Below are 14,674 nucleotides of genomic sequence, written 5' to 3'. Positions count from 1 at the left end.
CCCGCGAGCAAAGGAGAACCGCGATGGCGGAACGCACCTTCCAGGTCGTGCTCAACGACGAGGAACAGTATTCGCTCTGGGACGAGTCCCTGCCGGTCCCGGCGGGCTGGCGGCCGGCGGGGTTCAGCGGCCCGGAAGCCGACTGCCTGGCCTACGTCGACGAGGTGTGGACCGACCTGCGTCCGCGCAGCCTGCGCGACGCGAGCTGACCCGGCGGACAGGGGAGAAACCATGGGCACGTTCGGGAGACGGCCGTTCGTGGTCGGCATCGGCGGCTCGGACCATCCGGACTCGGCGACCGAGCGCGCGCTGGCCGCGGCGCTGCGGGAAGCCGAGAGCCACGGCGCCGAGGTCCGGCTCTTCGGCGGCGCGTTCCTCGGCCGGTTGCCGTTGTTCCGGCCTCGCCACCCGGACCGGGCCTGGCCCGCGACCGAACTCGTCGCGGCCGTCGCACGCGCGGACGGCCTGATCCTCGCCACTCCGAGCTACCACGGGGGCGTGTCCGGACAGGTCAAGAACGCGCTGGACTATCTCGAGGACCTCCGCGAGGACGACCGGCCCTACCTGGACGGCCGCGCGGTCGGCTGCATCGTGACCTCGGCGGGCGCCCAGGCGGGCGGTGTCACCCTGGCCGCGCTGCGAGCCATCGTGCACGCCCTGCGCGGCTGGCCGACGCCGTTCGGCGCCACGCTCGAAGCCGGGCCCCTCGCCGCCGACACGGAGAAGCTCGGCGTCGTGGCCGGGCAGGTCGTCGAATTCGCCCGCATGGCAGGCTCCGCGGAGGTGGTCCGGTGACCGCGTCGCCCGTCCCCGCCGAACCGGCGCCGCCCGCGACCACGGCCGAGCGCATCGCCGAATACCGCCGCCGCCGCGCGGAATCCCGGGAACCCGGTTCCCCGCGCGCGGCGCGGCGCCAGCACGTGCTGGGCAAGTTCACCGCCCGCGAGCGTCTCGACCTGCTGCTCGACGAGGACTCGTTCGTCGAGATCGATCCGCTGGCCCGGCACCGCAGCACGAACTTCGGCGCGGACCGGCAGCGTCCGGCGGGCGACGGCGTGGTCGCCGGCTTCGGCAAGGTGGACGGCCGCCCGGTGTGCGTGTTCGCCCAGGACGTGACCTCGTTCAACGGCAGCGTCGGCGAGGTGTTCGGCCAGAAGGTCGGCAAGGTGCTCGACATGGCGGTGCGGGTCGGCTGCCCGGTCGTCGGCCTTTACGACTCCAGCGGCGCGCGCGTGCACGAAGGCGTGCTGTCGCTGGCTTCCTTCGGCCAGGTCGCGCGGCGCGTGGTCGGCGCGTCCGGGATCGTCCCGCAGATCTCGGTGATCATGGGAGTGTGCGCGGGCGGCGCGGTGTACACGCCCGCGGCGTCCGATTTCGTCGTGATGGTCGAGAAAACCTCGCACATGTTCGTCACCGGCCCGGACGTGATCCGCGCGGTGAACGGCGAAACGGTCGGCATGGAGGACCTCGGCGGGGCCCGGCTGCACGTGGCCAGGACCGGCAACGCGCACCACATGGCCGCCGACGAACCCGCCGCGATCGACTACGTCAAGGACCTGCTTTCCTTCCTGCCGGGCAACAACCTCGAGGAGCCGCCGAGCCATCCGGTGGTCGCGGACCTCGCCGAATCCCCGCTGGACCGCGGACTGGACGAGGTGATCCCCGACCTGCCCACGCGCGGCTACGACGTCCTCGACGTCATCGGCGGGCTCGTCGACGACGAGTTCCTGCTGGAGGTGCACGAAGAGTTCGCGCCCAACATCGTGTGCGGATTCGCGCACGTCGAGGGCAGGCCGGTGGGCGTGGTCGCCAACCAGCCGCAGCACCTCGCGGGCGCGCTCGACATCGACGCCGCCGAGAAGGCCGCGCGGTTCGTGCGGTTCTGCGACGCGTTCGGGATCCCGCTGCTCACGATCGTCGACGTCCCGGGATTTCTTCCCGGCACCGATCAGGAACACGCCGGGATCATCCGCCGCGGCGCGAAACTCGGCTTCGCTTACATCGAGGCGACCGTCCCGAAGATCACCGTCATCACGCGCAAGGCTTTCGGCGGCGGGTACGCGGTGATGGCGTCGAAGGAGTTCGGCGCTGACCTGGTGCTGGCCTGGCCGACCGCGGAGATCGGGGTGATCGGCGCCGGCGGGGGAGTGGGACTGCTGTTCCACCGGGAAATCGCGGGAGCCGCCGACCCCGAGGCGGCCCGCCGCGACTTCGCCGAGCAGTACTACGAAACGCTGATCAGCCCGTACGTCGCCGCGGAGCGGGGTTGCGTCGACGACGTCGTCGCTCCTTCGGAGACCCGGGCGCACCTCGTCCGCGCGCTGCGGACCCTGTGGACCAAACGGGTGGTGACCCCGCCCCGCAAGCACAGCAACATCCCGCTCTGAACCGTCCCGCTCCGGCTCACCGCGCGGACGTCGCGGTGAGCCGGAGGTCGGCGACATGAGCGGCGACCGCGGTCCGGTTGTCCACGCCCAGTTTCCCGAACAGGTTGGTCAGGTGCATCTCCACGGTTTTCTCGGAAATGCTGAGCCTGCGGGAGATCTTGCGGTTGGTGAGCCCGTCCCGGACGAGTTCGGCGATCTGCTGTTCGCGGCGGGTGAGCAGCGGTTCGGTGGCGGCCGGCTCCGGGCTTTCGGCCGTCCGGGACCTGCGCGCGGCGAGCCGGCGCTGTTCCCGATGCGCGCGTTTCGCCAGCGCGGTCGCACCGGCGCGCTCCAAGCCCGCCTTCGCGAAACGCAGTTCCCGCAACGCTTCGTCGGTAAGCCCCTGGTGCCACAGCGCGACGCCCAGCACGACCCGGGCGCGCAGTTCGTCCACGGTGGCACCGGTCCGCGTGATCCCGGCGACGGCCGCCCTCGCGGCGGGCAGCGCGGCGGCCGGATCTGTGACCAGCAAAACCTGCGCGGCCGCGAGGTGGCCCAGCCCGGCCTGTCCGGTCAGCGAGATCAGCGCTTGCGCGCGTTCGGCCCACGCCGCCGCGACGGCCGGGCGTCCCGCGTCGAGTTCGGCCCGGACCAGCAGCTCGTACCAGATCACCCGCGAACCGGCGTTGGCGACTTGGAGGTCGACGTTGCCGATGATGCCCGCGAGTTCGAGACAGCCGTCCGGGTCGTCGTCGAGCAACCGGGCCTCGGCCAGCAGCCGCAGCGCCAGCGCGCCCTGCCAGCCCACGACGACCTCGCTCTCCCGGGCCATCTTCTCGGTGACCGCGCTGAGCGCCTCGTCGGGGACGCCCAGGTAGCTGTTCGCCCAGCAGAGCCGCGCGCGGGCGGTGAAAAGCTGTTCTTCGCACCCGGACCGTTCGGCGAGCTGCACCGCGTGCCCGGCGGCCGCCTGCGCCTCCGCGAGTTTGCCGCGGCTGCGCAACGCCATCACCTGCCCCAGCAGCAGTTGCGAAAGCACCATGCCGTTGTTCGTCCGGACCGCGCTTTCGACGGCCCGGTCGAAGTGCCGCGCGGCGTCGTACCAGCGCTGCAGCAGGATTTCGCTCCAGCCGATCCACACCGCCGCGTCCAGGCTCTCCGGCAGTTCGTCGTCGAGCATCCCGTCGAGAATCGCGATCGCCAGGTCCAGCCGGGCGGCCGCGCCGGCCGTGTCGCCCAGCGCGCAGTCCGTCTTTCCGAGCAGCCCCAGGCACGACGCCTCGAGCCCGCGATGCCGGTGGCGGCGGGCGATCGCGAGCGCCTTGCTCGCCCACGCGTGGCAGGCCTCCGGGTCGTTGCGGACCAGTTCCCCGTGCGCCATCTCCAGCTGGAGGAAGGCGGTGGGCACTCCGGCGTCGTCGCCGCGCGCGGCGATTTCCGCGCGCAGGATCACGTCCGCCGAACCGCGAGCGCCCAGCATCCGCTCGATCGCGGCGAGGTGGGCGACCGCCTCGGCCCGCTCGTCGCGCTGTTCGTCGGTGAGCGTGCGCAGCGCGTGGTGCATGGCGTCCCAGGATTCGGACAGCTCCCCGCTGATCCCGAGCGCCCGGGCCAGCGCCATGAGCGCGACGGCGCGGCGCTGCCGGGTTTCATCGCGGCTGGGCAGCGTCTGCAAGGCGGTGCGCAGCCAGGACGCGGCCGTGCGCGGCTGATTCGCCATGATTTCCATGGCCGCGCCGGCCAGCAGCTCCGCGCCGGCGAGGTCGCCGTAACGGATGCTGTGCTGCACGTGCGGTGCGCGCTGCGAGGCGGGCGCGCCGCGTTCGCGCAGGGTTTCGCCGGCCAGTTCGTGCAGCCGGATCCGCCTGCTCAGTTCGCAGCTCTGGTAGACCGCGCGGCACACCACCGGATGGCGGAAGGCGAAACTGGTGCCGTGCACCGCGGGCCGCACGAGGTCCCGGCGGATCAGGGAATCCAGCGCCACCAGCACTTCCTGCTCGGGCGCGGCCAGCATGGTGGCGATCAGCGCGACGTCGAAGCCTTCGCCGAGGACCGCCGCGGCGTCGGCGACGTGCCGGGCGAGCGGATCGATGCCGTCGAACTCGGCCAGGAACTCGATGTCGTCGTGGTTCGCGTGCAGGGGACTCGACTGCTCTCCCGGCCAGGGCCGCTCCTTGAGCAGCGCGTTCAGGTAGCGCGGGTTGCCCCCGCTCTCGCGGTAGAGCTGCGTGCGCCAGGTCGGGGTTCCCGCACCCGCCAGCAGCTGCTGAACGTCGTCCTCGGAAAGCGGACGGATGTCGAGCCGGGCGACGGGCAGCGCGCGCGACCGGTCGAGCAGGAGCGACCGGAGCCCGGCGCAGGCCTGCCGGTCCCGGAAGCCGAGGGCGAGCAGGACGGGGGCGTTCGGCGGTTTCCGGAGCAGATCCGCCAGCAGCTTCAGCGATTTCTTTTCGTAGCTGTGGCAATCGTCAAGAATCAGTACCAGCGGTTGTTCCGCGGCCAGCCGTTCCAGCAGGCTTCGGACGTCGCGGTGCGCGTTCTCCGGCGAGGACGGCGCGGCGAGCGGGAGATCGAAATGGTCTTCGAGCAATTCGCCGAATACTCCCAACGGCCGCTCGGCCGCTCCGCGAAATGCCCGCACGGTCAGCACGGTGGTGCCGCGCTCGCGGGCGTATTCGGCGAAAGTGTCCAAAACGGTGCTTTTGCCCACTCCGGCGTCGCCGGTCACCTGCACCAGCGCCGAGGTTCCGCCGTCGCGGAGGCCGTCGAGGAATTCGAGCAGCGTGCGCAGTTCGTTTTCCCGTCCGCAGAGCAACCGCCGATCGGCCGATTTGTTTTTCGCGAGCGGAGCATTCGCGTTCTTCGCTGATAGAGGTCGTCGTGGAGCGGGCCGAGGCATAGTCCCCCCTGGACATGTCAGCAGTTTTTTCCTTGAAGCCGCGAAACCCCCAGGCCGCCGGGCCCCGTCCGGCCTTGTCCCAGCGAAGATTTCTTCGCCGTCGCGGCTGACGTCAACGGAAGCGCAACGCCAGGGGCTTGTCAAGCGCCCGGATTCGTTCGTGCCAGGGGGCGCCCCAGGGTAATCCCCAGTGTCGCGGCCGGTGCCGTCCGCACAAGACTGGACCGCGTCTTGCCCGCAGAAGGGAAACCGTGGAGGGTTCGTGAGCACACGCATCTATGCGCTGCCGGTCGAGCAGACGCAGTGGCAGGTGCCGGGTGGCGGTACCACGGTCTTCGACTGGGAGTACGACGAGGGGCGCGATCGGCTGCTCGGCCTCTACGAAAAAGGCAAAAAGAAGCAGTGGGACGCCGCCGAACGGCTCGACTGGTCCATCGAGGTCGACACCAATGACCCGATGGGAGTACCGGAACAGAGCATCGCGATTTACGGCTCCCGGGTGTGGGAATCGCTCGGGCCGAAGGAACGCGGCACCGTCCGCCACCATCTGGCCGCGTGGCAGTTCTCGCAGTTCTTGCACGGCGAGCAGGGCGCGTTGATCTGTTCCTCCAAGATCGTGCACACGGTGCCCGGGCTGGACGCGAAGTTCTACGCCGCGACGCAGGTCATGGACGAGGCCCGGCACGTCGAGGTGTATTCCCGTTACCTGCGGGAAAAACTCGAACTCGCCTATCCGATCAACCCCGGGCTGAAAGCGCTGCTCAACGACGTCATCTCCGATTCCCGCTGGGACATGACCTATCTGGGCATGCAGGTGCTGATCGAGGGCCTCGCGCTGGCCGCCTTCGGGCTGATCCGCGATCTGGCGACCGAACCGCTCGCCAAAACGCTCAACGCCTACGTGATGCAGGACGAAGCCCGGCACGTCGCTTTCGGCAGGCTCGCGCTGCGCGAGTACTACCCGGAGCTGACCGAAGCCGAGCGGGACGAGCGCGAAGAGTTCTGCACCGAGGCGTGCCATCTGATGCAGCAGCGCTTCGCCGGCGAGGAGGTCTGGCGCAACCTCGACGTCGACGCCGACGAGTGCATCACCTTCATGCGCGAGTCCGAGCATTTCAAGCGGTTCCAGAGCCATCTCTTCTCCCGGATCGTGCCGACGCTCAAGGACATCGGCCTCTTCGGGGAGAAGATGCGGGCGAAATTCGCCGACATGGGGATCATCGGCTACGAGGGCCAGGACCTCGAAGCGCTGATGGAGCAGGACGAGAAGATCGCCGAGGACCTGGACCAGGCGAGGATCGAACAGGTCGACTCGGCCATCGCGCTGGGCCGGTTCGACGACTGAGACCGAGCACGCAGGGTATGAAGCAGGTCACAATCGAGAAATATTAACGATCGGTCGGATAGTTTTTTGCTAGCGTGCTCGCTGTGACGGAGATCGCAGACGGCAGGCTGGTCCGGGGCGAGCGCACCCGGGCGACGGTGCTCGACGCCGCGATCGCGCTCGCCACCGAGGCCGGGCTCGACGGGCTGACCCTGGGGCAGCTGGCCGACCGGCTCGGCGTGAGCAAGTCGGGGCTGTTCGCGCACTGGCACAGCAAGGAAGAGCTGCAGCTGGCCACGATCGCCCGCGCCAAGGAGAGCTTCAAGGAGCTGGTGATCGCGGGGGCCATGGCCGAGCCGCCGGGCGTCGGCAGGCTGTGGAAGCTGCACGAGGCCCGGCTGGCCTACATCGGCGACGACCGGCTTCCCGGCGGGTGTTTCTTCGTCAACGCGCAATTCGAGTACGACGCCCGGACCGGTCCGGTCCGGGACCGCCTGGCCGAGGTGCTCGGGGAGTGGCTGGCGCTGCTCGAGCGGCTCGCGGCCGAGGCGGTCGACGCGGGGGAAATCGCCGACGACGTCGATGTGCCTCAGCTCGCCTTCGAAATCAACGCACTGGGTGCGGCGACGGTGTACCAGTCGCGGTTGCTGCCGGGCTCCGAAGCGATGGCCCGGTCGCGGGCCGCGGTTCTCGCCCGGCTGCGTTCGGTGTGCCTCGATCCGGGGCTGCTTCCGCGCGACTGAGCCCGTCCGCCCAGGCCGTTGCCCGCCCGCCGCCGTCCCGGCGATCCGGGTGTTTCCCGCCGACCCGTACGAGGAAGTGAGAGGCGTTCGTCATGGCTGGACCAACGCGAAAACAGTATCTGGCGGTGGCTCTGACCGCCTGCGGAGCCACCTTTCTGGCGATGCTGGACACCACGGTCACCAGCCTGGCCGTCCCCGACCTGCAGCACGATTTCCCCGCCGCGACGGTCCCCGACCTGTCCTGGGTCCTGAGCGGCTACGCGGTGTTCCTCGCCGCCCTGCTGGCCCCCGCCGGACGGCTCGCCGACGTGCTCGGCAGACGCAAGCTGTTCGTCGGCGGCGTCGGGCTGTTCACGCTGGCCTCGCTGGCCTGCGCCCTGGCCCCGGACCTGACCGTGCTGGTCGTCGCCCGGCTGGTCCAAGGAGCCGGCGCCGCGGCGATGATCCCGGCGTCGCTGGCGATTCTGCTGATGGACGGCCCCGCCGAAAAACGAGCCTCCTCGATCGGCCTGTGGAGCGCGGCCGGCGCGGTCGCCGCCGCGGTCGGCCCGAGCATCGGCGGCGTGCTGGTCGAACAGCTGGGCTGGCAGTCGGTGTTCTACATCAACCTGCCGCTCGGTCTCCTGGTCATCGTCTCCGCGCTGCGCGTGCTGCCCGCGCCGCAGGCCCCGTTGAGCGGCAAAATCCCCGACCCGTTCGGCACCCTGTGCCTGGCGCTGGGCATCGGCGGCCTGACGTTCGCCGTCACCCAAGGCGGCAACTGGGGCTGGCTCGACGCCCGGATCCTGGCCAGCGCGCTGGTCGGCATCGCGGCGCTGCTGATCGCGGTGCTGCGGTCGCGCCGCCACGCCGTCCCGGCGATCGAGATTTCCTTGTGGAGCAACCGGAACTTCGCCGCGGTCAACGTCGTGTCGCTGTTCTACGGGATGGCCCAGTACGCCTGGATGCTCGGCAGCGTCCTGTACCTCACCGAAATCTGGGGATACTCCGAGATGCAAGCAGGCGTCGCGAACACCCCGGGCGCCTTCGCCGCTTCGGTCGCGGCGCTCGGCCTTTCCCGCGTCGTCGCGAAAATCGGCGGCCCCCGCACGGTAACGATGGTCGGCCTGACCTGCTTCGCCGCGTGCGGCCTGTGGTTCAGCTTCGGACTGGCCGACCACGCGTCGTTCCTGACCTTCTGGCTGCCCGCGGCGCTGGTAGCCGGTTTTGGCATGGGCGCGGCCACCACGGGCACGTCGATCACCGCCGCGATGTCGGCCCCGCCCACGCGCTTCGCCGGTTCGAGTGGCCTGAACACGGCGTCCCGCCAGTTCGGCGGCGCGCTGGGCATCGCGGTGATGGCGGTGATCCTGCAGCAATTCACGAGTGCGCGTGGCGTTCGCGGGGTCGACGCGTACAGCCACATGTTCTTGTACTGCACGGTGGCGGCGCTGGTCGCCTTGCTGGTGACTGCCTTCTTCATCAAGTTCCCGGCCCCGGCCGCGCAACCGGCCGCCACGACGGAACCGGAGGTCCGTGTGGCGGACTGAGGTTCCGCCACGGAAGGCGGCTCGGCGGGTGCCGGGCCGCCTTTTGCGGACGGCCAGATCGTGGCGGTGAATCACGGGTTGACCGAGGAACAGCAGATCAGCGCGGATCAGCAGCACGCTTACGCGGTGCTGTTGAAGATCGTTTATTCGGGGTTCCTGAGCCAGGGCCCGGCGGCGCCGTGATTGAGCGTCCGCCGGGCCGTTCGCGGCAAACCGCATGACTCCAGCGAGTCCAAACCGGACGGCACCGAAACCGGCATACTTTTAGCCCCGCTTCGGCGATCTCGTCGCTACGTCGTGACAGTCATGCGTGCCTGCGCACGCGGTCCACCGCCGCAGGTGACTGTCGTTCCCTCGTAAATCAGGCTGGTGGAACAACCTTCGTCATCGGTGACAGTCACCGTCACCGTCCAGGTGCCGGGCTTGGCGTATGTGTGCGAGAGATCGGGCGTGGTGGTCACCAGCCGCTGTCCGTCGCCGAAATCCCAGGCGTACTGGGCCACTGTGCCGTCCGGGTCCGAGGAACCCGCTGCGGTGAAAGCGCGGGTTTTGCCGGAGGTGGGTCCGGATTCGGTCAGTGCGGCCAGCGGGCCTTGGTCCGGCGTGAGGAACGCGTTCGAACCGTCGTGCCAGACCAGGCCGGTGTCGGCGGGCGGGAGGCCGCTGGCTGCTGGCTGGCCGTCTGGCCGCAGCACATAGCTGTACACCTGGCTGTGCAACGTCGGGTTGTCCACCGCGATCGCCTGGATGACGAACAGGTACTTGCCGTCCGCGCTGAGCGTGACCCGGCCCGGCATGACTGGCATCGGATACGGCGAGCCGGGCAGTGGCGTCAGCTGGCCTCCGGTGCCGATGCTCCAGCCGGTTACGGTGTTGGAGGTGGTGTTGGGCACGTAGAGCCGGTGCGAGTCCGGCGTGATGACGGCACCGTGCGTGGTTCCGCCGCTGGGATACGGCGAGCCCGGGATCGGTGTCAGTGAACCGTCATGGCCGACTGCGTAGCCCGAGAGGTCACCGCTGCCTTCGTTGCTGACATAGAGGTACTTCCCATCCGGCGTGAACGCGGGGATGACTGGCTTGTTCCCGGCCGCCACCGGCGTGCCGACCTGCGTCAGCGTTGCGTTGGGGGCGATCGCGAAGGACGTCACGCTGTTCGCGAGATAGTTCGTGACGATGAGGTGGCTGGCGTCCGGCGAGATCGCGACCTGGCTGATCGCGCTGTCGATCGGTGCGTCGGGCACGCCCGTTCGGCTGAGCGTGCCCGACGGGGAAATCGCGTACGAGCGCACTGATCCCCTGCCGTTGGCACCGCCTCCCAGGGTGACGAACAATCGCGAGCCGTCCGGGGTGATGGCGGCTCCGACGACAGGCAGGCCGACCAGGACAGTGCCGCCGTCGATCGGGCTCAGTGTGCCGTCCTTGGCGATGCGGTAGCCGATGATGGTGCCGGATCCGCTGTGTACGGAATAGACCTTCTGCGCGTCGGGAGTGATCGCCATGCCCAGCGAACCGAGGCCTCCGGCGAACGGGGAGCCGGGGACGGTGGTCATCGCGCTGTCCCGGGTCACGCTCACCGAGCTGATGCCGGGCGAGGCGAATCCGCCGACCAGGAGGTAATGGTGCAGGGGGAGCGGGGTCTCCGCGCTCGACGGCGCCGCCAGCGTCAGTGCCGAGGTCAGCGCGACGCATCCGGCGGTGGCCAAAGCGGCGGTCCGTCGATTTCTCCGCCGCCTGGTGATACCGGGCCGAGGGGTGCTGGTGTGGTGACGTGCCGCCGACTGACCGTTATTCGTCCACATCGCTCGATTTCCTTCCGCCAGACCAGATTGCCCGCAACCGCAACCTAGGCCGGTTTCGGGAGCGTGACTGTCCAGCTTTTCGGACAGTCAGACGGCCTGCGGAGCGGAGCCGGACTGAGCCGGGGTGGTTTTCGTGCTCAGCCGGGGGAGTTCCCGCAGCGACAACCCGGCCAGTACGGAAATCAACGCCGCACCGCCGTTGTAGATCGCGACCGCGGTCCAGCTGCCGCTCGACTTGACCAGCGCCGCCGAGATCAGCGGGGCGAACGAGCCGCCGAGCACCGCGCCCAGGCCGTAGGACACGGCCAGCCCGCTGTAGCGGATCGACGGCGGGAAAGACAGCGCGAAGAACGTCGGCTCCGCGGCGGAGTTCGCGCTGACCGCCAGGAACAGCAGCACGAAACCCGCCACCATCGGCAGGTAGCTGCCGCTGCCCAGCAGCGGGTAGAACGCGAACGGCGTCAGCACCAGGGCGATCGCCGACACGACGAACACCTGCTTGCGCCCGAACCGGTCGGCCAGCAAACCGAACAGCGGGGTGGTGACCATGTACATCGCGGTCACGATCAGCAGCATCGACAGCAGCGTGGTCTTCGGCTGGTGCAGCACCGAAGTGCCGTAGGTCAGCGAATACACCGTCACCACATAGAAATTGACGTGGGTGCCGAGGCAGCACAGCATCACCAGGATCATCGGGCGCCAGCCGTGCTTGATCGCGTCCGCGAGCGGGACCCGTTTCACCGCTCGGGCGTTTTCCACGCGGACGAACTCGGGGCTTTCGTCGAGCTTGACCCGGATGTACAGGCCGACCAGCACCAGCACCGCGCTCAGCAGGAACGGGACGCGCCAGCCCCAGGCGAGGAAGGCGTCGCCGGGCAGTTCGTTCAGGACCAGGAACAGCAGGTTCGCCAGGAGCAGGCCCCAGCCCGCGCCGGAGTTGACGAACGCACCGGCCAAACCGCGGCGGTTGCCGGACGAGCTTTCCACGCTCATCACGAAACCGCCGGCCTGTTCGCCGCCGAGGGCGAGGCCTTGGAGCAACCGGCAGAGGACGAGCAGGACCGGCGCGGCGAGGCCGATCGTGCGGTAGGTCGGCAGCAGGCCGATCGCGAAGGTGCCGACGCCCATCAGCGTCATGGTCAGGAACAGCACGCGTTTGCGGCCGACGCGGTCGCCGAGGTTGCCGAAGATCGCCGCGCCGATCGGGCGCATCACGAAAGCGATCGCGAAGGTGGACAGCGACAGCAGGACCCCGGCGGCGGGGTCGACCTGCGGGAAGAACAGCTTTCCGAAGACCAGCGAGGCGGCGACCCCGTAAACCAGGAAGTCGTAGTACTCGACGGTGGTGCCGACCATGCTCGCCACGACGGCGCGGCGGCCGGACCTGGCGCGGGCGGCGGATTCCGGTGCGGACGGGGATTTCGGCGTCGTCATTGAACGCCCCTCTCCGAATGGGGTGCGGCGGGCTGGGGAAGGTGAAGGGAAATAGCGAGCCCCGAGCGGGGTCGCCGTAGCGTAAGCAGGCCGTTCGGGGCAATCAATTCGGAGTTCCCGAAGCGCTGCTTCGGGTTTGCGAAATAGGTTTCCGCCGCCCGCGCGCGTAGCGTCGCGAGGATGGAAGACACGCATTCCGGACCGCTGGCCGGGGTACGGATCGTCGAGCTGGGCGGGGTCGGGCCGACGCCGTTCGCCTGCATGCTGCTGGCCGATCTCGGCGCCGAGGTGCTGCGGATCGAACGCCCGCCCGGCTACGACGGCGGTGCGCCGATCGAACCGCGCTTCGAGCTGATGAACCGCGGCCGCCGCGGCGTGCCGCTCGACCTCAAGACCCCGGCCGCGGTCGCCGCGGTGCTGCGGATGGCCGAGCGGGCCGACGCGCTGGTCGAGGGGTTCCGTCCGGGCGTCGCGGAGAAGCTGGGACTCGGGCCGGACGAATGCCTGGCCGTGAACCCGGCACTGGTGTACGGCCGGATGACCGGTTGGGGGCAGAACGGGCCGCTGGCCAAGGCCGCGGGCCACGACGTCAACTACGTGTCGCTGACCGGCGTCGTGCACTCGATCGGCGAGGCGGGAGGACCGCCGGTGATCCCGCTGAATCTGGCCGGCGACTTCGGCGGCGGGTCGCTGTACCTCGCGCTCGGCGTGGTGTCCGCGCTGCTGGAAAGCCGCACGTCCGGCCAGGGACAGGTGGTGGACGCGGCGATGGTGGACGGTTCGGCGTCGCTGATGACCGCCTTCTACGGGTTCCGCGCGGCGGGCTACTGGACTGACGAGCGCGGCACGAACCGGCTCGATTCCGGCGCGCCCTGGTACCAGGTCTACGAGACGAAGGACGGCGGCTGGATCAGCCTCGCCGCGAACGAGACCCGCTTCTGGCGCAACACCGTGCGGATGCTCGGCTTCGCCGAGGGCGAACTGCCCGGCCAGCACGACCGGGAGCACTGGCCGGAGATGAAAAAGCGGTTCGCCGAGGTGTTCCGCACCCGGACCCGCGACGAGTGGTGCGCGCTCGCCGAGGGGCAGGACGTCTGCCTCGCGCCGGTGCTGTCCATGGCGGAGGCTCCGCGGCATCCGCACCTGCGGGCGCGCGGAACGTTCGTCGAGGTCGACGGCGTCGTGCAGCCCGCCCCGGCACCGCGGTTCAGCCGTACGCCGGGTGCGATTCAGCGGCCGCCCGCCGCGCCGGGGGAGCACGCGGACGAGGCGCTGGCCGACTGGGGCTTCTCCGCCGAAGAGGCCGCGGCCCTGCGCGCCGGGTTCGGAAATCCCGAATCCGGTCTTCGGGAATCGTCAATTGGTTTTCCGGGCCGTCCGCATTAATCTGAGGGAAACCGCGATGGGAGGAAGGAACAATGTGCGCGAATTTCCTGAATGAATCGCAGGCGGAATGGCTGAAAACCGTCAACGATTTCATGGACAACGAAATTACCGTCGAGTACGTGCGCGAGTGCGATTTCGAACGGCGGTACCCGTACGAGGCCTATGCCAAGATCGCGAAGCAGGGCTGGCTCGGCATCATGATCCCGGAGTCCGAGGGCGGCTCCGGCGGGGACATCTTCGACTACTCCCTGATGGCCGAGGGGCTCGGCAAGTTCGGCTTCGACTTCGCCTGTTCGGTCCTGGTGCCCACGTTCACCGCGATGAACATCGTCAAGTACGGCACTGCGGAGCAGAAGGCGCGCTACGTCAAGCCGTTCATCGACGGCGAGATCCGGTTCTCCGTCTCGATTTCCGAGCCGGACGCCGGTTCGGACGCCGCCAACACCAAGACCCACGCGCGCCAGGACGAGAACGGCGACTGGATCGTCAGCGGCTCGAAGCTGTGGTGCAGCGGCGCGGCGGCGAAGGACACCGTCATCGCGATGCTGGTGCGCACGGACAAGAACGACAAGCACAACGGCCTGTCGGTGCTGCTGATCCCGAACGACACCCCGGGCCTGGACATCCGCAAGCTGCCGACGTTGTCCCGGCACGCGACCGGCACCACCGAGATCTTCCTCGACGAGGTCCGGGTGCCCGCCGACGCGCTGCTCGGCGAGGTCGGCCAGGGCTGGAAGATCATCACCGAACATCTTGAGCTGGAACGCTGCGCGGTCGCCGCGGCCTACGTCGGCAACGCGCAGGAAGCGGTCGACAACGCCAACCGGTACGCCCACCAGCGCACCCAGTTCGGCAAGCCGATCCGCGATTTCCAGGTGCTCAAGCACATGCTCGCGGAGAACCAGACGCGCGTCGACGCCGCCCGCCTGCTCTGCTACCGCGCGGCGCAGATGAAAGCCGAGGGCCTGCCCGCCGCGCGCGAGACGTCGATGGCCAAGCTGTACGGCTCGGAAACGCTGAAGCAGTGCGCGCTCGACGGCATGCAGATCCTGGGCGGCTACGCGAACCTGCCCGAGGGCGACATGGAGCGGTACCTGCGCGAAAGCATCCAGTCGACGATCGGCGGCGGCACCTCGCAGATCCAGCGCACGATCATCGCGAAGTCGATGCGCCTGCCCGCCTGAACCGCTTTTC

At 69.3% G+C, this 14,674-nt stretch carries 12 protein-coding genes; 9 read left to right on the top strand and 3 right to left on the bottom strand.

Annotated features, from left to right (window positions below):
* The first annotated feature begins 23 nt into the window (after positions 1-23).
* From ACZ63D_RS00310 to ACZ63D_RS00300, 3 genes are read left to right on the top strand one after another with little or no spacing between them, the layout of a single operon-like run.
* Entirely contained in the window at positions 24-209 is a 186-nt protein-coding gene (locus tag ACZ63D_RS00310; RefSeq protein WP_465352099.1) for an MbtH family protein, read from the top strand.
* 22 nt (positions 210-231) lie between these two features.
* Positions 232-795 carry an NADPH-dependent FMN reductase gene (locus ACZ63D_RS00305; protein ID WP_465352098.1) on the top strand — a complete coding sequence of 188 codons (564 nt, stop codon included), beginning with the start codon at positions 232-234 and terminating at the stop codon, positions 793-795.
* The gene (locus ACZ63D_RS00300) at positions 792-2,387 is read left to right on the top strand and encodes an acyl-CoA carboxylase subunit beta (RefSeq protein WP_465352097.1); all 1,596 of its coding nucleotides are present in this window, start codon (positions 792-794) and stop codon (positions 2,385-2,387) included. The genes ACZ63D_RS00305 and ACZ63D_RS00300 overlap by 4 nt, the downstream gene beginning before the upstream one ends.
* Before the next feature lie 16 nt (positions 2,388-2,403).
* On the opposite strand, the gene ACZ63D_RS00295 is transcribed toward ACZ63D_RS00300, so the two are convergent.
* Positions 2,404-5,181, bottom strand: coding sequence for a helix-turn-helix transcriptional regulator (locus tag ACZ63D_RS00295; protein WP_465352096.1), 2,778 nt, complete (start codon positions 5,179-5,181; stop codon positions 2,404-2,406).
* A gap of 346 nt (positions 5,182-5,527) precedes the next feature.
* Between ACZ63D_RS00295 and ACZ63D_RS00290 the strand changes: the two genes are divergently transcribed.
* The 4 genes from ACZ63D_RS00290 to ACZ63D_RS00275 all read left to right on the top strand — a co-directional run bounded on the left by ACZ63D_RS00290 (position 5,528) and on the right by ACZ63D_RS00275 (position 9,044).
* Positions 5,528-6,610 carry a ferritin-like domain-containing protein gene (locus ACZ63D_RS00290; RefSeq protein WP_465352095.1) on the top strand — a complete coding sequence of 361 codons (1,083 nt, stop codon included), beginning with the start codon at positions 5,528-5,530 and terminating at the stop codon, positions 6,608-6,610.
* Positions 6,611-6,693: 83 nt separating this feature from the next.
* Positions 6,694-7,332: a TetR/AcrR family transcriptional regulator gene (locus tag ACZ63D_RS00285; RefSeq protein ID WP_465352094.1), complete on the top strand. Its 639-nt coding sequence runs from the start codon at positions 6,694-6,696 to the stop codon at positions 7,330-7,332.
* A gap of 125 nt (positions 7,333-7,457) precedes the next feature.
* Entirely contained in the window at positions 7,458-8,861 is a 1,404-nt protein-coding gene (locus tag ACZ63D_RS00280) for a DHA2 family efflux MFS transporter permease subunit (RefSeq protein ID WP_465352093.1), read from the top strand.
* Between the two features lie 60 nt (positions 8,862-8,921).
* Positions 8,922-9,044, top strand: coding sequence for a hypothetical protein (locus ACZ63D_RS00275; RefSeq protein ID WP_465352092.1), 123 nt, complete (start codon positions 8,922-8,924; stop codon positions 9,042-9,044).
* Between the two features lie 107 nt (positions 9,045-9,151).
* On the opposite strand, the gene ACZ63D_RS00270 is transcribed toward ACZ63D_RS00275, so the two are convergent.
* Together ACZ63D_RS00270 and ACZ63D_RS00265 are read right to left on the bottom strand one after the other, a co-directional pair.
* Positions 9,152-10,564 carry a PKD domain-containing protein gene (locus ACZ63D_RS00270; protein WP_465352091.1) on the bottom strand — a complete coding sequence of 471 codons (1,413 nt, stop codon included), beginning with the start codon at positions 10,562-10,564 and terminating at the stop codon, positions 9,152-9,154.
* Between the two features lie 183 nt (positions 10,565-10,747).
* Positions 10,748-12,094 carry an MFS transporter gene (locus ACZ63D_RS00265; RefSeq protein WP_465352090.1) on the bottom strand — a complete coding sequence of 449 codons (1,347 nt, stop codon included), beginning with the start codon at positions 12,092-12,094 and terminating at the stop codon, positions 10,748-10,750.
* Between the two features lie 180 nt (positions 12,095-12,274).
* Here ACZ63D_RS00265 and ACZ63D_RS00260 point away from each other — a divergent pair, with 180 nt between their 5' ends.
* Positions 12,275-13,480 carry a CaiB/BaiF CoA transferase family protein gene (locus tag ACZ63D_RS00260; RefSeq protein WP_465352089.1) on the top strand — a complete coding sequence of 402 codons (1,206 nt, stop codon included), beginning with the start codon at positions 12,275-12,277 and terminating at the stop codon, positions 13,478-13,480.
* A 32-nt stretch (positions 13,481-13,512) separates the two neighbouring features.
* The gene (locus ACZ63D_RS00255) at positions 13,513-14,664 is read left to right on the top strand and encodes an acyl-CoA dehydrogenase family protein (RefSeq protein ID WP_465352088.1); all 1,152 of its coding nucleotides are present in this window, start codon (positions 13,513-13,515) and stop codon (positions 14,662-14,664) included.
* Positions 14,665-14,674: the final 10 nt, after the last annotated feature.

The organism is Amycolatopsis sp. NPDC104775, assembly GCF_055583325.1.
The sequence above is the reverse complement of the archived record's forward strand: the minus strand, read 5'-3'. Positions and strand labels throughout refer to the sequence as shown.